This window comes from Streptomyces sp. A1277 (assembly GCF_004795015.1).
Taxonomy (GTDB): Bacteria; Actinomycetota; Actinomycetes; order Streptomycetales; family Streptomycetaceae; genus Streptomyces.
On record NZ_SSBI01000036.1, the window covers coordinates 64,783 to 84,264 of the forward strand.

The 19,482-nt window shown below is 70.5% G+C and carries 17 protein-coding genes, 1 rRNA gene and 3 pseudogenes; 11 read left to right on the plus strand and 10 right to left on the minus strand.

Annotated elements, in window-relative coordinates; all coding sequences use genetic code 11:
- Window positions 1-225: 225 nt before the first annotated feature.
- The 6 genes from E6R18_RS22985 to E6R18_RS23015 form a co-directional block, all read right to left on the minus strand.
- A complete protein-coding gene (locus tag E6R18_RS22985; RefSeq protein WP_276607267.1) occupies window positions 226-1,233 on the minus strand; it encodes a bifunctional lytic transglycosylase/C40 family peptidase in 1,008 nt (335 codons plus the stop codon).
- An 81-nt stretch (window positions 1,234-1,314) separates the two neighbouring features.
- Window positions 1,315-1,827, minus strand: a complete 513-nt coding sequence (locus E6R18_RS22990) for a hypothetical protein (RefSeq protein WP_240799827.1) — start codon at window positions 1,825-1,827, stop codon at window positions 1,315-1,317.
- A 23-nt stretch (window positions 1,828-1,850) separates the two neighbouring features.
- Entirely contained in the window at window positions 1,851-3,650 is a 1,800-nt protein-coding gene (locus E6R18_RS22995) for an alpha/beta hydrolase (protein ID WP_136318796.1), read from the minus strand.
- Complete coding sequence (locus E6R18_RS23000; RefSeq protein ID WP_346764998.1) at window positions 3,647-4,054, minus strand: hypothetical protein; 408 nt, start codon at window positions 4,052-4,054, stop codon at window positions 3,647-3,649. Before E6R18_RS23000 ends, E6R18_RS22995 begins: the two co-directional genes overlap by 4 nt.
- 160 nt (window positions 4,055-4,214) lie before the next feature.
- On the minus strand, window positions 4,215-4,958 hold the full coding sequence (locus E6R18_RS34135) for a hypothetical protein (protein ID WP_168712413.1): 744 nt from the start codon (window positions 4,956-4,958) through the stop codon (window positions 4,215-4,217).
- Window positions 4,959-5,208: 250 nt separating this feature from the next.
- Window positions 5,209-6,435 (minus strand): hypothetical protein, encoded by a 1,227-nt coding sequence (locus tag E6R18_RS23015; RefSeq protein ID WP_206308364.1) that lies wholly within the window; start codon window positions 6,433-6,435, stop codon window positions 5,209-5,211.
- Window positions 6,436-6,652: 217 nt separating this feature from the next.
- On the opposite strand from E6R18_RS23015, the gene E6R18_RS23020 reads away from it, so the two are divergent.
- A complete protein-coding gene (locus tag E6R18_RS23020; protein ID WP_136318799.1) occupies window positions 6,653-7,459 on the plus strand; it encodes a DUF4232 domain-containing protein in 807 nt (268 codons plus the stop codon).
- A gap of 69 nt (window positions 7,460-7,528) precedes the next feature.
- Here the strand turns inward: E6R18_RS23020 and E6R18_RS23025 are convergent, their stop codons facing one another.
- Together E6R18_RS23025 and E6R18_RS23030 are read right to left on the minus strand one after the other, a co-directional pair.
- Window positions 7,529-7,942: a VOC family protein gene (locus E6R18_RS23025; RefSeq protein WP_136206748.1), complete on the minus strand. Its 414-nt coding sequence runs from the start codon at window positions 7,940-7,942 to the stop codon at window positions 7,529-7,531.
- Window positions 7,943-7,990: 48 nt separating this feature from the next.
- A complete protein-coding gene (locus E6R18_RS23030; protein WP_206308366.1) occupies window positions 7,991-8,458 on the minus strand; it encodes a helix-turn-helix transcriptional regulator in 468 nt (155 codons plus the stop codon).
- Window positions 8,459-8,564: 106 nt separating this feature from the next.
- On the opposite strand from E6R18_RS23030, the gene E6R18_RS23035 reads away from it, so the two are divergent.
- The 7 genes from E6R18_RS23035 (at window position 8,565) to E6R18_RS23065 (ending at window position 16,971) form a co-directional block, all read left to right on the plus strand.
- Window positions 8,565-9,254 (plus strand): DUF402 domain-containing protein, encoded by a 690-nt coding sequence (locus E6R18_RS23035; RefSeq protein ID WP_136318801.1) that lies wholly within the window; start codon window positions 8,565-8,567, stop codon window positions 9,252-9,254.
- A 279-nt stretch (window positions 9,255-9,533) separates the two neighbouring features.
- Window positions 9,534-9,842 carry a hypothetical protein gene (locus E6R18_RS23040; RefSeq protein ID WP_018101695.1) on the plus strand — a complete coding sequence of 103 codons (309 nt, stop codon included), beginning with the start codon at window positions 9,534-9,536 and terminating at the stop codon, window positions 9,840-9,842.
- A gap of 183 nt (window positions 9,843-10,025) precedes the next feature.
- Window positions 10,026-10,892 (plus strand): hypothetical protein, encoded by an 867-nt coding sequence (locus tag E6R18_RS23045; protein ID WP_136318802.1) that lies wholly within the window; start codon window positions 10,026-10,028, stop codon window positions 10,890-10,892.
- Window positions 10,893-10,941: 49 nt separating this feature from the next.
- On the plus strand, window positions 10,942-12,243 hold the full coding sequence (locus E6R18_RS23050) for a hypothetical protein (RefSeq protein ID WP_136318803.1): 1,302 nt from the start codon (window positions 10,942-10,944) through the stop codon (window positions 12,241-12,243).
- Entirely contained in the window at window positions 12,240-13,790 is a 1,551-nt protein-coding gene (locus E6R18_RS23055; RefSeq protein WP_136318804.1) for an SCO6880 family protein, read from the plus strand. The genes E6R18_RS23050 and E6R18_RS23055 overlap by 4 nt, the downstream gene beginning before the upstream one ends.
- Window positions 13,791-13,895: 105 nt before the next feature.
- On the plus strand, window positions 13,896-15,314 hold the full coding sequence (locus E6R18_RS23060) for an ATP-binding protein (protein ID WP_136318805.1): 1,419 nt from the start codon (window positions 13,896-13,898) through the stop codon (window positions 15,312-15,314).
- Window position 15,315: 1 nt separating this feature from the next.
- Window positions 15,316-16,971, plus strand: a complete 1,656-nt coding sequence (locus E6R18_RS23065) for a type VI secretion protein (protein ID WP_136318806.1) — start codon at window positions 15,316-15,318, stop codon at window positions 16,969-16,971.
- A gap of 30 nt (window positions 16,972-17,001) precedes the next feature.
- On the opposite strand, the gene E6R18_RS23070 is transcribed toward E6R18_RS23065, so the two are convergent.
- The gene (locus E6R18_RS23070) at window positions 17,002-17,559 is read right to left on the minus strand and encodes a GNAT family N-acetyltransferase (RefSeq protein ID WP_136318807.1); all 558 of its coding nucleotides are present in this window, start codon (window positions 17,557-17,559) and stop codon (window positions 17,002-17,004) included.
- Between the two features lie 144 nt (window positions 17,560-17,703).
- On the opposite strand from E6R18_RS23070, the pseudogene E6R18_RS35290 reads away from it, so the two are divergent.
- From E6R18_RS35290 to E6R18_RS34995, 3 pseudogenes are all read left to right on the plus strand, one after another.
- A pseudogene (locus tag E6R18_RS35290) lies at window positions 17,704-18,036 on the plus strand (ATP-binding cassette domain-containing protein); the annotation flags it as partial.
- A 144-nt stretch (window positions 18,037-18,180) separates the two neighbouring features.
- A pseudogene (locus tag E6R18_RS23075) lies at window positions 18,181-18,958 on the plus strand (histidine kinase); the annotation flags it as partial.
- Window positions 18,940-19,296 (plus strand): annotated as a pseudogene (locus E6R18_RS34995) (DNA-binding response regulator); the annotation flags it as partial. The pseudogenes E6R18_RS23075 and E6R18_RS34995, both read left to right, overlap by 19 nt.
- Before the next feature lie 59 nt (window positions 19,297-19,355).
- Here the strand turns inward: E6R18_RS34995 and rrf are convergent.
- Window positions 19,356-19,472, minus strand: a 5S ribosomal RNA gene (rrf, locus tag E6R18_RS23085).
- Window positions 19,473-19,482 lie beyond the last annotated feature (10 nt).

Here is a 19,482-nt window from a genome sequence, read left to right on the forward strand (position 1 = left end):
TGCCTTGTCTGCTGCTGCGGCACACGTCCCTGTGCGCCGCGCTTACGAACCCCCGTTTTCGGTTCGTCCACGTCGATCACCCACGCGCCCACCAGAGAACGACGCGCTCCGTGCGTACGTTCCACTCTCCACCGAATGATCACGATGACGTTATCGAAGAGTGACACATCGTCGCTGCTCAGGGCCCGGGCTTCACGGAGAGTTCCGGCCACCGGCCCACGGCGGTCAGGCCGCGGGTTCCGTGCTCGGCAGGGCCGCGGCACCGTCCTTGGTCACGCGGGTGGCGCCGAAGTAGTCAGGCGTGTCGATCTTGTCGAACCGGATGACGGCACCAGTGTACGGAGCGTTGATCATGTAGCCGCCCCCGACGTACAGGCCGACATGGTGAATGGCGCGCGAATTGGTCAGATCGTCGGAGAAGAACACGAGGTCGCCGGGGAGCAGTTCGTCGCGGGCGGGGTGCGGCCCGGCGTTGTACTGGTCGTTGGCCACCCGCGGCAACTCGATGTCCACCGTGCGGTACGCGGCCTGGGTCAGCCCGGAACAGTCGAAGCGCCCACCCTGCTCGGGGGTCCCGTTCCCGCCCCACAGGTACTTCGTGCCGAGCTTCTTCTGCGCGAAGTAGATGGCACCGGCCGCCTGCTGGGAGGGCTGGACGCGACCCACGGGCCGGGCGAAGCTCTTCTCCAGGGAGCGGATGATCTTGACGTAGTTCTTGGTCTCGGCGATGTCCGGAACACCGCCCGCCTTGATCACACGGTACGCACCGGCGTTGTACGCGGCGAGCATGTTGTCGGTGGCGTCACCCGGGACCTTCTTCACGTACCCGGCGAGCTCGCAGTCGTAGGAGGCGGCGGAGGGGATGGCGTCGGCGGGGTCCCACACGTCCCGGTCCCCGTCCCCGTCCCCGTCGACGCCGTGCCCGGCCCAGGTCCCGGGGATGAACTGCGCGATGCCCTGCGCGGCGGCGGGACTCTCGGCACGGGGGTTCCAGCCGCTCTCCTGGTAGAGCTGGGCGGCGAGCAGGGCGGGGTTGATGGCGGGGCAGAGGTCCCCCCACTTCTGCACGAGCCCCTGGTACTTGGCGGGCACGGCCCCCTTGGCCAACGCAACGGCCCCCCCACCACCGCCCCCGAGGCCGGCGGCGGCGGAGTACGTACCGACGACGAGCAACGCCACGAAGCACGTGGCGGCACCGATGCCGATCCCTGCTGCCAACCAGAATTTACGCACCCCCCAACCATCCCCCATCGGGGGCGGGTTCGGGGATGTTTTCGACGGTGTGTACGAGTCACCGGGCGCACGGACCGGCGCTCAGGAGGCGCCGGCGGACCAGAAGTCGGAGTGGACGTTGGGGCGGGGCAGCGGGTAGACCCCTTCGTAGGCGGGCCCGTTGGGCGGCGTCGTCGACTCGGCCACCTCGGATTCCTCCACGCAGGGGCTGTCGACCTCGAAGAAGGCTTGCCCCGATCCGAAAATTAGGCTCACTCCGAAACCACCGCTTGTTTGAGCGTAGATCGCTGGCGAGTACTGGTCATTATTGATTCCCTTGATCCTGTAGCCACGCTCTTTCCAATCCCGCTCGACAACCCCCAAAAAACTTCCTCGGCGCTCATCGGAAACGATGGTCATCACCGAGCGTCGACGCGTCACGTCACAGCTTCCTGTAGTCGTGGGTCCGTGAGCCCATTGAATGGCCGGTTCGATGCTCGAAAGCGTCGCGTCCATAATCTCGTCAGCGTGATCGGCAGCTGCCTGCATGTCCATATCTATCCTCTTTCCGTTTCCAGCGCATCCAGAAAGTGACACCGCCAGGATCAGCGTCATCGTGCGCACTGCGAGGCGAAACATCATCGATACTCCTCGGCCTTCACTCTCTGTGATTTACCGGCACCGACTAGAGCAATGCTGTTCGCAGACGACGCATCTCGCACTGGATCGAAATATTGCCCGTGAGCGTCGACTGACAACCTCCCGCCACTTACAAGCGCGGGCCCGTCGTCTACCGGGAATCGCCTTGCACCGAACGCTTCGCTCGCGGGATCTTTACCGAACCAGAGATCATCATCTCCCTGGTCAGACACCTCGCCGAAGAGGTGGGCACCCGCAGGGCCCAGGTTGGTTAGCCCGATAAACCCCGCAGCTGTCTGCATCTTTGACGGGACCTTGGTCACGACATCATTCTCTGCCGCGCCTACAAATACGTGATCCTTCCCTACCCCGAGGTCTTCCGCCCGATCCACGCCGACCCCCGGGCTGCCGACCAGAACGATGTCGTCAACCCCGGGGATCCCACCACTTTGCTGCGTCGCGGCCCCGACAGTACGCGATCCGTAAGAGTGCCCGATTGCCGTCATGTGAGGGTCCTCGTTCTCGTTCGTAGCCGATAAGCCTCCCATGAACTGATTGAAGGAAGCGCCGCCTTTCTCGGCTCGCTCATTTCCGGACACATCTAGGGTGTCAAGCCAGTCCGGAAATTGAGGGGCGTCGTACCCAAGCCATGCAATCGCCACACTCGAAGAGTCATGCCTCTGCATTCCAATAGCCGTATCCCTGGCCCGCTTAAGGTCCCCCGTAGCAAAGTCCTTATCCAACGCCGTATTCAACCCCGGCACATAAGCCGCAACATTCCGCGCCGTATCCGGGTTCCCGAACGACACGATCGCTCGCCCGTTCCCCTCGTCCCCGATGCCGAGGAGGTACATCGGCGGCTGACCGTCCGCCCTCAGCTGGCGGTCGATCTCCCGCAACCCCGCAAGCCGCATGTGTGACGTCTCGTCGTTCTGGCCCTCCAGCTTGCCGATCAGGAGTTGGAGGTTGTCGCGGTTCGCCGTGTCGCGGACGAGGGCCGGGATGCCGTCCAGGTTGCCGATCTGGTCCGGGTACACCGCGAGGTACTCCTCGCGCTGTTCGTCCGTCAGGTGGGCCCACCACTCACGGCGGGCCGCGGGCGTCGCGTCGCGTGGGATGCGGGACTTCAGGTAGCCGCGCGCAGCGTCCCGTACCGCGGCCGCGTCGCCCGCCGCGTCCGTCCACGTGCGGTCGGGGACCTTCAGGCCCTCCTCCGCCTTGAGCCGCCGCAGGATGCGGGTGAACCGCCAGTCGATCTCGGCGGCCGTGCGCACCGCCTTCGTGACCCGGTCCGCGATGTCCTGCGCTTTCGCGGCGTTCGGGTTCGGGGTGACCAGCCCCGATGGCGGGTGCAGGCCGGGCATCTCGTTCACCCGCGCCGTCCCGCCCGGCAACGGCTTGCCGTCGACCAGGCCCTCGCCCCCCTCCGGATACGTCACCGAGCCGTCCCCGTGGACGGTGAACTTCAGCGCCTCCGCGTCCTCCAGCGCGTTCCGCAACACCTTCTGCTGGGCCCGCATCTCGTGCGCGAGGCTGTTCAGCGCGGTACGGACGAGGCCGCACTCCGTGTAGACGTACTGCAGGTTCCGCCCCATCCGCCGCAGCCGGTTCACCGCAGCGTCGGCCGCCGCCCCCTGCTGGGTCTCGCGCAGGCCGGTCAGGAGCTGCTTCTCGACGCGGTCCCGTCCGGCGTCGGCACGGTTGCTCGCCTTGCCCCAGCCATCGGCCGCTTCCTCCAGCTCGGCGCACTTGAGGTCCCGTAACTGCGCCCACGTCAGCGTGGAGGAGGGCGCGGTCATCGCTCGACCCCGTGGGTCCGCCGGGCCACGGGCGCGAAGGACGACCGTACGGACTCGTTCGTCTCGCCCTGGGCCCGGGCCACGGCCCGCAGGTTCCCCGCCAGCGCCCCGCACTCGTGGCGTGCGCACTCGATACGGCGCACCCAGGACTCCCGTACCGCCCCCAGCTCGGCCAGGGCGCTCAGGCCGACGGTGCCCGCGAGCAGGCCCTCGTGCGCCGTCGCCAGTTCCGTACGCACCGGGCCGAGGTGCGCGCCCATCCCCTCCGCGCCCCCGGCGGCCCGCAGCCACGCCCCGTCGCTGTGCCGCAGCTCCTCCCCGGCGGAGGACCCGCCCCCGGCCCCGCCGCCCGCCAGGTCGCTCAGCCTCAGCCGTACACCGCTCGCACCACTCACACCGCTCACCCCGTTCCTTGATCGTGGAGCGGCACTGTGCCAAAACCGGCAACCGCGACACGCCGCGCGCCAGAGCGCCGGGGAGCGGGCACGCCCCCGCTCCCCGGCGCTCCCAACGCCTCGCCCCCGCCCACGGATCACCCGAACGGTGGACCGGTGCGAGGGGTGTCTACGCCGTCCTCGGGTCCACCGTGGCCAGCCGGTGCAGCGCGGCCGCCGCCCGGCCCCGCGGTGGGGTGCCGTCCTCGGGAAGGCGCCACAGGAACTGCTGCGGGATGCCGTCCTCGGCGTCGTACAAGAGGCTCAGCACCGTCTCGTCGGGCTCCCGGAAATCCGTACCGGACCAGCCGAGGCGCAGGCCCCAGCGGGTGAGCAGGTCCGGCCGGGCACGCAGTCCGGCGGTGATCAGCCGGGCCACCCGGCGGGCCGGCCACGCCCAGGTGTCGTCGCCCTCCGCGCGGGCGCGTGAGGCGTCCGGCGCGTACAACGCCTGCGCCCGCGCACGCCGTGCCCACCCGGCCCGCCACCGCACGCCGGGATCATCCCCGTCCCGGTCGGGCACCGCCTGCCACTCGGGCCGGTCCAGGACGGCCGTCAGCAGCGCCAGTACCGCCTGGCGGCGGCCGGGGCCCCAGTCGTGCACCATGCCGGAGCCGGTACGGAGCTCCTGGACGGCCGAGAGCAGGAGGGCGTAGTGGTCGAGCGAGGGGGTCAGGAGACCGGCGCCCCGCGCGAGCGCTTCGTACGCGCGGGCGGCGTCCGGGTAGGAGAGGATTTCGGGGCGGTAGTCCCATGCGGAACAGCAGTCGGCCGGCCCGCGCGACCAACTCCGCGGCGGCCCGGCCGCCGGATGGCAGGCCCGCCTCCAGCAGCTCCGCCATCCTGATGGCCTCGGCCACCCTCCGCGCCACATCGGGCGACACGTCTCCCGGCAGCGCGATCAGCCGGTCCCTTACCGCGTTCTGGTCATGGCCTGTCAGCGCGGCGAGCAGGGGGGCGAGTTCGGGTGGGACCGATCCTGACGACGGGCATCATCACCGCCCTGCTCATCGCCGCAACGCTCCTCCTGACCGCCCGCGCCGCCGGGCGCGAACCGGCCACCGGCTGAACCCGGCCGGGGCGGGAACGGCGCGCCTCCCGGCGACCTCCGCCGCCCCCGTCGCTCAGCGCTTCCCGCGCGCCGCCTGCCCCGGCAGGACGATCCCCTGCGCGTGCGCGGTCTTCCCCGGCCGCAGGGTCCACGGCACCGGGGAGGTGTCGGTCAGCCAGCCCTCGGCGAGGAGGCTGCCCACCACGATCCCGCGCAGCGCCCGGGACAGCTTCTTCCAGCCCAGGCCCCGGCACAGCTGGTTGTACGAGGGGCCGTGGCCGTGCTCCGTACGGAACGCCACCGTGAACAGGGCGGCCTCGCGCCCGCAGTCGGGGTGCGCGTCTCGCCAGGTGCCGTAGGCGTCCAGGACCGTACGGGGCGCAGGCACGGAGGAGGGCGAGGTCAGGAACGCGTTTGCGACCCGGCCGAAGGGGAAGCGGCACAGCGGGCACTGCTCCACCGCCTCCACGTGCCGCAGCAGGACCGGGCTGATCCCCGACTTCCACTCCGCCCAGCGCTCCGGGGTCGCCTCCTGCGGCTGGAGGGCGGCCGCCGCCTCGCGCGCCGCCCGCCGCTCCTCTTCCTCCTGCGCGAGTGCGGCCAGCTCCTCGGGCGTACGGAACATGCCGGCGAGGTGCCCCACCGCCGCGCCGAGCCGGTAGGTCTGCCCGGACACCTCGGCGAGGAACCCCTTCTCCAGGAGCGTGGGCACCGCCCCGTAGCAGGCGACGGGCAGCTCGGCGGGCGCATGGCCGACCAGCTCGGCGGAGGAGTGGGCCGCCAGGAACAGCGCGGCGAGCCGTACCGCCGGCGAGCCCTTCCGCACGGGCTTGGCCAGCCGCGTACGCATGGACCACCCCGACACCCGCGACCGTGCCTCCTTGCCGAGGGGCAGCACATGGCCGGGGCCGGGCGCCATGTCCGGTACGACGATGCCGACCGGCTTGTCCTGGTCACCGCCGATCAGCTGACCGGGCACCTCCCACCCGGCGGCGACCAGCTCGGCGAGGGCGCCCTCCGGGTCCTCCAGACGCAAGGACCGCAGGTCGGTCCCGGTGAGGTTGCCGACCCCGGTGCGCGCGGCGCGGATCGCCACGACGACGGCGAGGAGCTGCGCGTCGACGGAGGTCAGCGGCAGGGCGGCCACGTACGACAGGAGGGTGCGGGCGGCCTCGCCCTGGCGGTACGTCAGCAGGAACGGCGCCGGCGCGGGCGGCGGCGGGACGACGGCTTCGGCGGCGACGGCTTCGGCGGCTTCGGCGGCGACGAAGGAAACAGCGGGAACGGCAGGCTTGGGCACATCACATCTAACGGTGATCTGACCGCCGAAGTCACGTGTGACCTGACGCACGCCCCCGAGGACGTCAGCGGGACGTCAGGGAGGCGTTAGCAGAACATGAGCGGCGGGCGGGAGGCTACTCATGCCAGACGGTCAGGAGGGGGAGCGGTTCGCCGCAAGTTCCGGGCTTGTCTGCACCGAACCGACCACTGCACCGCCACACACTTCGGGGAATCACATGCGTACGATCCGCAACCGCAAGCGCACCGCCACCCTCGGCGCGGCCGTCACCGCCGTGCTCGCCCTCGCCCTCACCGCCTGCGGCGGGGACGACGGCGGTACGAAGTCGGCCGGCCCGGCGGACAGTGCCGCCTCGGCCCCCGCCTCCGCCGACGCCACCACGGCCGCCGACGGCACCGAGGACAAGGACGCCGCGACGACCGGCGGCTCCACGACGACCGAAGGCGCGACGACGGCCGGCGGCACCACGGACAAGGTCAGCTCCAGCACCGGCACGTCCAAGGGCGGCGCCGCGAAGACCGGCGGCACCACCACCGCGGGCGGCAACACCAGCGACAGCTACGCCTACAAGCACCCCTGCAAGAGCGGCGACCTGTCGGTGCGCGTGTACGCCCGTGAGGGTTCGTCCACCCAGCACGTCATCGAGGTCAACAACACCGGCACGAACTCCTGCGGCCTGAGCTACTTCCCGCGCGTCAGCCTGGGCGCCTCGAAGGCCGCGGACCACAGCGGCGACATCAGGCCGCTGGTCCCGAGTGGCCTGGGCGGCGCCCCGGCGTACCCGGTCAAGCCGAAGACCGCCGCGATCGCGGTGATCGACCTCAACCCGAGCGGCAGCGCCAACGCCCTGACGTGGATCAACGAGCTGAACGTCCTGGCCGACGGCGACCACATGGCCAACGCCGAGCAGCTCAACTTCGCGCTCGGCCCGAACGTCAAGGTCCGCGACCCGAAGCTGGGCCTGTACGAGAACTCGATCGCGGACGCGGTGAACTCCATGAAGCAGGCCGACACGAAGTCCTGACCCAACCGCGGCGGGCCACGGTGAAGCCCCCGGACGGACCACGACGGTCCGTCCGGGGGCTCTTCCTCGTCAGCCGGCTGCCAACTGGGTGAAGCGGAGGCGGTTGCCGAACGGGTCGCGCAGGCCGCAGTCCGTTCCGTAGGGGCGTTCGGTGGGCTCCTCGGTGAACTCGACGCCCTGGGCGAGCAGCGTCTCGTACGTCTTGCGGCAGTCGTCCGTGGTGAGGATGAGCCACCCGCCCATCGCCCCCTTGGTCACGAGGTCGCGCACCTGCGCCGCCGTCTCCTCGGACATCGCCGGCGGACCCGGCTTCTCCAGGAGGACCTGGTGCTCCGGGTGGCCGGGGACGTTCACGGTGAGCCAGCGCATGGGGCCCATGTCGACGTCGGCGGCGACCTCGAGACCGAGCTTGCCGACGTAGAAGTCGAGGGCCTCGTCCTGGTCCAGAACGTAGATCTGCGTGTGCGTGATGGCGTTGAACATGACGTTCACGCTACGGGGGAAGAGCTGCGAAAACTTATCCGGAACTGCTCAGCCGGAGCCGGGCGGGGACGTGCCGGAGCCGGACGGGGACGTGCCGGAGCCCGGCCGGGACGTGCCGGAGCCGGACGGGGACGTGCCGGAGCCGGGCGGGGGAACGTCCGCGCTGGGCCGGGTCCACGCCATGGTGAAGCACGTGGGTACGTCTCGGGCGGACGCGTGCCTGCGGTACTCCCTGGGCGTCCGTCCCACGATGGCGCGGAAGGTCCGGCTGAAGGTGCCCGTACTGCCGAAGCCGACCTCGAAGCAGATGTCCGTCACGCTGCGGCCGGTCTCCCGCAGCAGGAACATCGCCCGCTCCACCCGGCGCCGCTGCAGATAGTGGTGCGGCGTCTCGCCGAACGTGGCGCGGAAGGTGCGCGAGAAGTGCGCCGGTGACACATGGGCGATACGGGCGAGCGCGGGCACGTCCAGCGGCTGGGCGTACGCCCGGTCCATCGCGTCCCTGGCCCGCAGCATGCGGCGGTTGGACTCCTCCGTGGCTCGGCTCACCCGGCCATCAGACCACGGACCGGCCCTGCTTCCGTACGTGTCCGCCGTGCGCGAGGCGGGCATGATCAATTGCATGAAAGAGGACAAGAGGGACACCGCGAGCAGCACACCGGGCCGGATCCTGCACTGGAACTTCTTCATAGGCGGCCACCTCAGCGCGTCCGTACCCGTGCGCCTGGTCGAACGCACGGACGCGGGACAGCTGGTGTGGATGAAATCGGGCACCCCGATGTGGCACACCGCCCTCCCGCACGGCGTCACCCACTTGCGGGAAATCGACCCGCACGAGCGTCCACCCGGGGGCTTCCCCGTCGTCGCGGGCCGCTGGCCGATGGGCGACGCCCTCTTCTACCAGCCGACGGGGGCCGCGCACTCGGTGCTGTGGCTCTTCGGCCGCAGACACAAGTTCCGCGGCTGGTACGTGAATCTCGAACGCCGCGTGCACCACGGCGACGACATCGACATCACGGACCACGAACTGGACATCAACGTGGCGCCGGACCGGACCTGGCGATGGAAGGACGAGCAGTCCTTCGCGGAGAAGACCGGCCACCCCGCGTACTGGACGGCCGAGGAAGCCGTCGCCATCCGGTCCGAAGGAGCGACGGTCGCACAGCTCGCCGAGGCCGGAACCTTTCCCTTCGACGGCTCCTGGTGCGATTTCCGGCCACCCTCGTGGTGGGAAACCCCGACCCGCCCACCGAACCCCCGCCACCCACTCCTGCGCCCACTGGACCGGCCGACCTCGCATCCCACGCCCTGAGCAGCGCGTCCCGGAGGCCACGAGAGCTCCCGGCCAGGGTGGCGCGATGACGATCATTGCTCGACGTCACTCTCCGTGATACACAGAGTAACCATACGTATTTCGCCCACACACCGATTCGATCCGCAGGTCAGGGCGGTCAGACCGGTCAAATGTGCGAGATCCGGGTAAAGAGAGCCGCCAAGCCGTCGTGCGAAAGCAGTTTCATCAGCGAAGATAGAGAGTGACCCGTGCCGTGCGGCACGGGCGCCGAACTACCCAACAGGGGCGGTGACTTACATGATCCTGGCAGCTGAAAAGGGCGACATCACCACCATCATCGGCGGAATCGCCCCGAACTGGGGGCCGTTCGGGACCCTCGGCAACGAGGCCCGCGTCATGATCGAGGTGGTGATGGCGATCGCCATCCTGCTGTGCCTCGGCATCGCGGTCTGGGGAGCGGCCAAGCAGCGGATCGGCGCGACGGCTCTGCGTGACACGTTCAGCGCGGAACAGGGCAAGGGGCTGATCGTGGCCGGCCTGACCGGTGTGTTCATCATCGGATCCCTCGGGACCCTGTTCACCATTGTCTACGGGATGGCTGTCTGACCGGCCGTCATCCCACACCCCGGGGGCTGTCCCGCCCCACCCCTCCCATCCGTCCGTCGTGCCCACCGGCAGAGGTTGCGTCCCCCTGATGTCGAGTCACCACACCGCGCCCGCGCGGAGAGCAGCACGGCTACCGTCGTACTACGACGCGGTTCGAGCAACGGTTGAGAGGGCGTACGCGGCATGACTCTCGGCGACGAGGACGGCTACGGCAACGACGCGGGACGCGGCGACGCCTACAGCACCATCGGCGGCACGCGCCAGACCCGCACCCGCCTCCCCGACGGCCCGGCCGGCGACCCCTACGGCCCCCGCCGCCCACCCCGCAACTCACGCTCCCTCATCACGGTCGTCGGCGTGGTGGTCCTGCTCCTGGGCGCTATCGCCTTCGCGAACATGGGCGGAGGCGACAGCGGCAACGGCGGCGCGTCCGGAGGCACCGCCAACAACAAGACCGGCGCCGCCCCGACCGCGGCCACGGGCACAAAGCCGGTCCCGGAGAAGAACGGCACAATCCCCTCGGGCTTCGCCCACGACGAACAGGGGGCGCAGAGCGCGGCGGCCAACTACGCGGTGGCGCTGGGATCGGCCGACATGTTCGTCTCACCCTCACGCCATGCCATCGTCCAGGCCACACATGACCCTGCCGTCGTGGACAAGCTGATCACTGATCTCAACGCGGCCTACTCTCCGGGTTTCCTCAAGAACGTCGGCCTGAATGAGGACGGCAGCGCTCCCACCGGCCTGACCTTCGTCTCGCGCACGGTGCCGGTGGGAACGAAGGTGGTCGAGCAGGCCGCGGATTCAGTCACGGTCGAGGTCTGGTGCACAGGTCTGGTCGGCATGGCCGGTGAGGGCTCCACGAAGCCGGTGACCGAGACCTGGTTCACCATCTCGGAGAAGCTCAAGTGGGTCGGGAACGACTGGAAGATCGAGTCGTCGAGCCAGACCGAGGGGCCCACTCCTGTCAGCGGTGACAATCGGGCCTCCTCGGCAGATGAGATCGCCGGCGCGGTTGAGGGATACGGAGGGTTCGTCTATGCCCGATAACCGTCGCCGGAGCGCACGCTCCCTGGCACTTCTGAGCATCCTTCCTGCCATGGTCCTACTGGGCACCCGGGCTTCGGCGGAACCCTCGCCGTCCCCATCGCCCAGCAAGAAGGACAACGACGCATGCGACCTCATCGTGGGGCTCGCCAAGGACTACTGCGAAGGCGGCAGCGCCAACGCGCCCAAGTCCACCCCACCCGCCAGCACCGACCCCGCTCTCGACCCGCTCACCTCGCTCGGCCGGGGCTGCGCCGACGCCGCCGCGTGGATCGTGGGCAAGCTCAGCGACGCAGTCAAAAGCACCGCCAACGTCGACTTCACGAACACCCGCTTCCTCCAGCAGTACGCGATCGTCTTCGCCGCCTCCACCGTCCTGACGCTCGTCCTGTGGCTCCTCGCCGTCGCCAAGCGCGCGATCCGCGGCGTGCCGCTCACCACCGCGATCTCCGAGGCCATCGGCTTCCTCTGGCTCACCGTCCTCGCCTCCGCCTTCACCCCGCTGATCCTCTACACGATCGTCTCCGCGACCGACGGCGTCACCGAGGTCATCGCCTCGTCCTCCGGCGGGCAGACCGACGTCTTCTTCGGCTCCTTCGCCGAGGCCCTCAAGAAGGACGCCGACATCGGCGGCGGCCCGATCATGCTGATCGTCGTCTCCCTCGTGTCGATCCTCGCCGCCGGCATCCTCTGGCTGGAGCTCGTCATCCGCGCCGCCCTCCTCTACGTCGGCGCCCTGCTGGGCACCGCCGTCTACGCGGGGCTCGTCGACAAGAACATGTGGGGCCACGTACGCCGCTGGGCGGGCATCATGGTCGCGGTGATCATGGTCAAGCCCGTCATCGTCGTCGTCCTCGGCCTGGCCGGCGCCCTGTCGTCGGACGACGGCCCCGACGCGTTCTCCGCCGTGGTCTCCGGCCTCGCCATCATCCTCCTGGCCATCTTCGCCTCCGGGATGATCTACCGCTTCGTCCCCGGCTTCGGCGACGAGATCCAGGGCGCCCGTACCAACCGCAAGCAGGCCACCGACGGCTCCCAGGCCGCCGCCATGATCAGCTCCCCCGCCGCCCTCGTCTCCCAGGGCATCAAGACCCACAGCAGCCGCGGCGGCGGCCAGGACAGCGGCGGCAACACCAGCGGCGGCGGGCGCCCCGCCAACCCGGTCAGCGGCGGCGTCGCCGCCCACAGCTCCCGCAACACCGGGAGCGGGGTCGGCGGCGGATCTGTCCCCTCCGCCGCACCTCCGCCCCGCAGCGGTTCGGGTCCCACCTCCGGCACCCCCCACAGCAGCCGCGGCACCCGCGGCGGTTCAGGCAGCACAGGTAACAACCGCACAGGAGGTGGCGGGCGTTGAGCACTCAGTCCCATCCGATCACGCCCCGCCGTACGTATCTCATCGGCCGCGCCAGGCCGAACGCGATCGTCGGCAAGAACCGCGAGACGGGCGAGATCGCCCTGATCATCGCCGGCGCGTTCCTCGGCATGATGAGCGGCCTGCTCGTCCCGGTCCTCTCCCTGCGCATCGTGCTGCTCACCGGCTTCCCGCTGCTCGCCCTAGCCGTGGTCTACGTCCCGTACAAGCACCGGACCTTCTACAAGTGGTTCGAGATCAACCGCAGCTACAAGCGCTCCCTGCGCCGCGGCACCACCTACCGCTCCGTCGCCATGGAGGCGGGCACCCACGCCGACGGGCGCGAGGTCGAGATCGGCCCGCCCCCCGGCATCGGCCGGATCAACTGGATGGCCGCCCCCTTCGGCCCGGACGAGATCGCGGTCCTGCTCCACGCCGACCGGCGCACCGTCACCGCGGCCATCGAGATCGAGGGCCCCGGCGTCGGGCTGCGCGACAGCGAGGACCAGGAAGCGCTCGTCGACCGGTTCGGCACCCTGCTCAAGCACGTCGCCAACGGGGACGGCTTCGTCACGCGCCTCCAGATGCTGGCCCGTACGCTCCCCGCCGACCCCGACGCCCACGCCAAGGACGTCGCCCAGCGCGGCGACCACGCCTCACCGCGCTGGCTCCAGGACTCCTACGACCAGCTCCAGTCCATGGTCTCCACCTCCAGCGAGCAGCACCGCGCCTACCTCGTCGCCTGCATGCACTTCACCCGCGAGCTCGCCGCCGAGGCCAACGCCATGGCTCGCGCCGCCCGCCCGCACGCCGGCCGCAAGCTCGACCGGGACGCCGGACTGGCCGTCGTCATGGCCCGCGAGCTCACCGACATCTGTGCCCGCCTCGCCGAGGCCGACATCCGGGTCCGCCAGCCCCTCGGCCAGAGCCGGCTGGCCTCCCTCGTGCACTCCATGTACGACCCCGACCACCCCATCGACCACATCCAGGCCATGACCAAGCGCAACGCCTGGCCGGCCGAGCTGGACGCGGTCGAGCCGACGTTCCTCCAGGCCAAGACCCGTGAGTCGTCCACCCGCGCTCCCTGGTGCCACTCCACGGCCTGGGTGAAGGAGTGGCCGATGACACCCGTCGGCGTCAACTTCCTCGCCCCGCTGCTCGTCCACACCCCCGACGTGATCCGTACGGTCGCCGTCTGCATGGACCTCGAACCCACCGAGATCGCCATCGAGCGGATGCTCACCGAGAAGACCAACGACGACGCAGAGGCCAGCCGCCAGGCCAAGATGAACCGGACCGTCGACCCCCGCGACATCGCCGCCCACGGCCGGCTCGACCAGCGGGGTGAAGACCTCGCCAGCGGCGCCGCCGGGGTCAACCTCGTGGGGTACATCACCGTGTCGTCGCGTTCCCCCGAAGCCCTCGCCCGCGACAAGCGGACGATCCGCGCCTCGGCCGGAAAGTCGTACCTGAAGCTGGAGTGGTGCGACCGCGAGCACCACCGCGCCTTCGTGAACACCCTGCCGTTCGCCACCGGCATCCGCCGCTAGCCCCCGCAACCCCGCCGCAGCGCACAGAACACCGAACACAGCCCACAGAGCACCGCACCCAGCACCCAGAGCACCGAGAGAGACGAAAGGGAGGTCGGTCACGCCATGCGAGATCCGCTGTCCGCGTTGTCGGACGCCTTTACCGCCTTCCTCTTCGGGAAGGTGGAAACGACCCGGCTGCCCGTCCGCACCTCGACCGGACAGGCCCAGGCGGTCTACCTGCCCACCGCCGCCCCCGGCCTCGGCGACTCCGGCGTGATCATCGGCCGCGAGGTGTACTCCGGCAAGGGCTACATCTACGACCCCTTCCAGCTTTACGGGCAGCAGCTCCCCGCCCCGCACTGGCTGGTCCTCGGCGAGTCCGGCAACGGCAAGTCCGCGCTGGAGAAGACGTACGTGCTGCGCCAGCTCCGCTTCCGCGACCGCCAGGTCGTCGTCCTGGACGCCCAGGGCGAGGACGGCGTCGGCGAGTGGAACCTCATCGCGCAGGAGCTCGGCCTCACCCCCATCCGCCTCGACCCCACCTCCGCCCTGAACGGCGGCATCCGGCTCAACCCGCTCGACCCGGCGATCACCACGACCGGCCAGCTCGCCCTGTTGCGCACCATCATCGAAGTCGCCATGGGCCACGGCCTCGACGAGCGCTCGGGCTTCGCGCTCAAGGTCGCGCACGCCTACGTGAACGAGACGACGACCGACCGCCAGCCCGTGCTGATGGACATCGTGGAGCAGCTCCGCCACCCCGAGCCGGAATCCGCCCGGGCGATGAACGTCGACATAGACGACGTACGCGCCTGGGGTCTGGACGTCGCGCTCGTCCTGGACCGGCTGGTCGACGGCGACCTGCGCGGCATGTTCGACGGCCCGACGTCCTTCGGCATCGACCTGGACGCCCCGCTGATCGTCTTCGACCTCTCGCACATCGACCGCAACTCGATCGCCATGCCCATCCTGATGGCGATCGTCGGCGTCTGGCTGGAACACACCTGGATCAGGCCCGACCGCAAGAAGCGCATCTTCCTGGTCGAAGAGGCGTGGCACATCATCAACTCCCCCTTCGTCGCCCAGCTCTTCCAGCGCCTGCTGAAGTTCGGCCGACGGCTCGGGCTGTCCTTCGTCGCCGTCGTCCACCACCTCAGCGACGTGGTCGACGGCGCCGCGGCACGGGAAGCGGCGGCCATCCTGAAGATGGCCTCCACCCGCACGATCTACGCCCAGAAGGCCGACGAGGCGAGAGCCACCGGCCGGGTGATCGGGCTGCCCCGCTGGGCGGTCGAGATCATCCCCACCCTCACCCCCGGCATCGCCGTCTGGGACGTCAACGGCAACGTACAGGTCGTCAAACACCTGATCACCGAGGCCGAACGCCCCCTCGTCTTCACCGACCGCGCCATGACCGAGTCGTCCGTCGCCGACCTGCTCCCGGACGACGTACGGGCCGCCGACCTCGAAGCGGAGCAGCGCGCGGCCAGGATCGAGAAACAGCAACGGCTGAACGAGTCGTCCGAGTCAACGGTGGCATGACATGGCGGGGAGCGGCGGGGCACGGTCCGGCGACGGCCGAGGAGGCGGCATCCCCGACGGGCTGCTCGTCGGGCTGCTCGCCTTCCTCCTCGGGCTCACCCTGCTGATCTGGGCGGCCACCGGGCTCGCCGGCATCCTCGCGCACGGGGCCTGGCCCGACGGCGTCACGCTGACCGAGACCCCGCTGGCCCTGCGCCGGCTCATGACGGCCCCGCACGACCTGCCCGCGGCCTGGCCGAACACACCTCCGGACGCGCTCTCCGGGTACGGGCTGTTCTGGGGCCTGCTCATCGGCGAACTGATGGTGCTGGTGGTCCTCGTGGTGTTCGTGATGGGCGTCGTCACCCGCTGGCGCGCGGTACGCGCCCGCCAGCGCGCCGCACGCACCGAACAGCTGGAGCAACAGGAACGGCTGCGCCGAGAGGAACGGCAGCAGCGCCGGGAGCAGCAGCCGAACGGGACGGCGCGCGGCCGGCGCGGCAAGCGGGAGGAGTACGCACACGAGACGGCACTCCCCGACCCCGAACCGGCCCCGAAGCCCGGCCACCCCACCACCCCCATGCCCGCAGCCACCCCCGTACCGGGCACCGAACCCACGCAGACCACCACCCCCGTACCGGGCACCGAACCCACACAGACCACCATCCCCAGGCCGGGCACCGACCCCACACCAGGTCCCGCGCCCGCCGCCGCCCCCGTACCGCCCGTCGTCCCCTCCCCCCGCACTCCGCTCGTCGTCTACGGCCCCGCCGCCACCCGCCGGTCCGCCGCCGTGCAGGCCATCCGCGAAGCCGAGGGGCCCGTGCTCGTGGTGACATCCGACCCCAGCGTCTGGGCGGAGACGAAGGACGCGCGCGCCAAGCTGGGCCCGGTTCTCGTCTACGACCCCGGCCACTTCTGCGACACGCCGGCCCGGCTGCACTGGGCGCCCACCTCCGGGTGCGAGCAGCCCGACCGGGCGGCGGCCCGCGCCACCGCGCTGCTCGCCCCGGTTCGGCCGCAGGCCCGTATCGACGCGGCGACGGCCGACACCGCCGAGACCCTGCTGCGCTGCTGGCTGCACGCCGCCGCCATCGACGGCCGCCCCTTCCGACAGGTCCACCGCTGGGCCCTCGGCGGCAGCGCCCACGAGCCGGTCCGCCTGCTCCGCACCCACCCGAAGGCGGCGCCCGGACTCGCCGGGTTGCTGGAGTCCGCGCTCACCGGCCACCCCGAACGCCGCGAGATGGCACAGGAGCTGACCGTACGGGCCTTCGGCGCCCTCTCCTCCGTCCACGTCCGGGACGCCTGCACACCAAATCGAGCAGATGCGCTCGCACTGGATTCTTTTGCGAACGAAGGGGGCAGCCTCTATGTGGTGGGTGAACCCATCGAGACCCCGCGATCCGGTCCGGGGGCCATGCCCCTGCTCACCGCGCTCGCCTCAGACGTGGTCGAGCACGGCCGCCGCATGGCCGCACGGTCATCCGACGGCCGGCTCGACCCACCAATGACGCTCGTCCTGGACGACATCGCGGCCGTCGCGCCCCTGCCCCGGCTGCCGGAGCTGCTGGCGACCGGCCAGGCCGAGGGCCTGTCGACCCTCGCCCTGCTCCGCTCCCCCGAACAGGCCCGCTCCCACTGGCCGCAGCAGCTCACGACGTCCACGCCCCTCTGAAGGACAGGCCCCCCGACAGCCCGCACACCCCTACGGCCGCCCGACCGCGTACTCCAGCTCACGGGCCGTCGGGTCGCCCGGCATGGGCACCGTCTCCCCGGTCGGCGCGAAACCGATCCGCCGGTAGAAGGCCGCAGCACGCGGATTCTCCTCGTGGACGTACAGCCGTACGCGCTCCAGCCGCGGCTCGTCCAGCGACCACGCCCACTCCAGAGCGGCCCGGAACAGCGCATCGGCCACACCCGTGCCCCGCGCCTCGGGCCGTACGAACACACCGACCACGTGGCCCTGGTGGACCGGAGCCGCGCCACCGAACACCGACTCGTCGTCGGGGTGTTCGACGAGAACGCTCACCGTGCCCGCCCAGCGGCCGTCCGCACCCTCGGCGATGAACTGCCGCACCGCGCCCGCACCGTCCTCGGACGCGTCGGCCGTCCGCTCCCGCCAGGCGTCGTCGGACCGCTTCAGGCTCTGCTCGTACGTCTCAAGGAACGCCACCGGGGCGACCGGGTCCTGCAGTGCGGCCAGCCGGAGTTCCTTCACCGACTGCCACTCATCGGCGCGCACCGGCCGTATCACGTAGTCCATGCAGTGATCCTGACCCGCGCTCCGGTGACCGCGCAAACGCATTCACCCCGGTCAACCGCCGTCGTACCCCGGTACTACGCGGGCCCGCACATGCCGCCCCCGGCCCGACGCCCGACACCCCTCCAGCTCCATAGCGTCAGCCGCATGATCAGGACCCACGCACTCACCCAACGCTACGGAGACGCCACCGTCGTCCAGGACCTCGACTTCACCGTCCGCCCCGGCACGGTCACCGGCTTCCTCGGGCCGAACGGCGCCGGGAAATCCACGACCATGCGCATGCTGCTCGGCCTGGACGAACCGGTCAACGGCCTCGACCCGGAGGGTGTCCTGTGGATGCGCAACCTCCTCAGGTCCCTCGCCACCGAGGGCCGTACGGAACTGGTCTCCTCGCACCTCATGAGCGAGATGGCCCTCACCGCCGACCACCTGGTCATCATCGGACGCGGCCGCCTGCTCGCCGACACCACGGTCAGCGCCCCGGCCCCGGCCCGTTCACCGGGACCGGAGCCGCACCCCACCCCGCTCACCGCTCATATACAGCGCGGCCTCCACCACGTCCGCGCCTTCGACCGCCGCCGCCCGGCCGTCTGGAACGGCGTCCTGACCACGTTCTGGGTCCTGTTCGCCGTCCTCGACGTCTCCTCGGGCGGCTGGCGCACGGTCGCCGTCGACCCGCACGTTCCGGCGGCCCTGGTGCTCACGATGAGCGTGGCTTTCTCCGCCCCGCTACTGCGGCGCCGGGCCCGCCCGCAGGCCGCCCTGGCGTTCATGGCCCCGTTCTCGCTGGTCAACGTCTGGACGGGAGCGATGATCCAGGCATCCTTCCTCCAGCTCGCGGCCGCCGCCGAACGGGCCAGGATCGCCCGGGAGATGCACGACATCATCGGCCACAACCTCTCCGTCATCACGGGCCTGGCCGACGGCGGCTCCTACGCGGCGGCCAGGAGCCCGGAACGCGCGGCCCAGGCACTGGACGCCATAGGCACCACCAGCCGCCAGGCCCGCGCGGAACTCCGCCGCCTGCTCGCGGTGTCGCGCGGCCGGCCGGAGGACGCCGAGCGCACTCCGCAGCCCACCCTGGACGACATGGACGCGCTGCTGGAGGGCGTACGCCGGACCGGTCTGGCCGTACGTCTACGGGTGGGCGGTACGCCCCCCGGCCGCGCCGCCCACCGCCGGACGGCAGCTGACGGTCTACCGGGTGGTGCAGGAGTCCCTGACCAACACCCTGAAACACGCGGGCCCTTCCTCCGCCCTCACGGCGGACATCACCCTGACCTACCGCCCGGGCGAGCTGGAGGCCGTCATCACGGACAACGGCTTCCCCCGCACTTCCGAGCGGCCCCCCACCGGTAGCGGACAGGGCATCACCGGGATGCGCGCACGTGCCTCCCTATCGTCACGAAGTTCGCCCTCGACCGGTACGCGTACGACGGTCTGCGCGCCGGCGCCAGCGGCTTCCTCATCAAGGACGCGCTGCCCGAGGAACTTCTCTCCGGCATACGTGCCGTGGCCAGCGGCGACGCGGTGATCGCCCCGAGCCTGACCCGCCGTCTCCTGGACGCATACGTACAGCACTTGCCGGCCGCCCCCGGCGAACCGGCGCCACCCGACCCGCGCATCGCCGGCCTCACCGGCCGCGAGCGGGAAATCCTCACGGTCATCGGCCACGCCAGGGACCGCGTCCAGGCGGTGATCCTGGCCTACGACACGCACTTGGTCGCCCCGGGGTGAAACCCTGGTAAACGCAGAAAAGCCCCGTGCCAGAGGCACGGGGCTTTCCCACAATGATTGTTCGGCGGCGTCCTACTCTCCCACAGGGTCCCCCCTGCAGTACCATCGGCGCTGAAAGGCTTAGCTTCCGGGTTCGGAATGTAACCGGGCGTTTCCCTAACGCAATGACCACCGAAACACTATGAA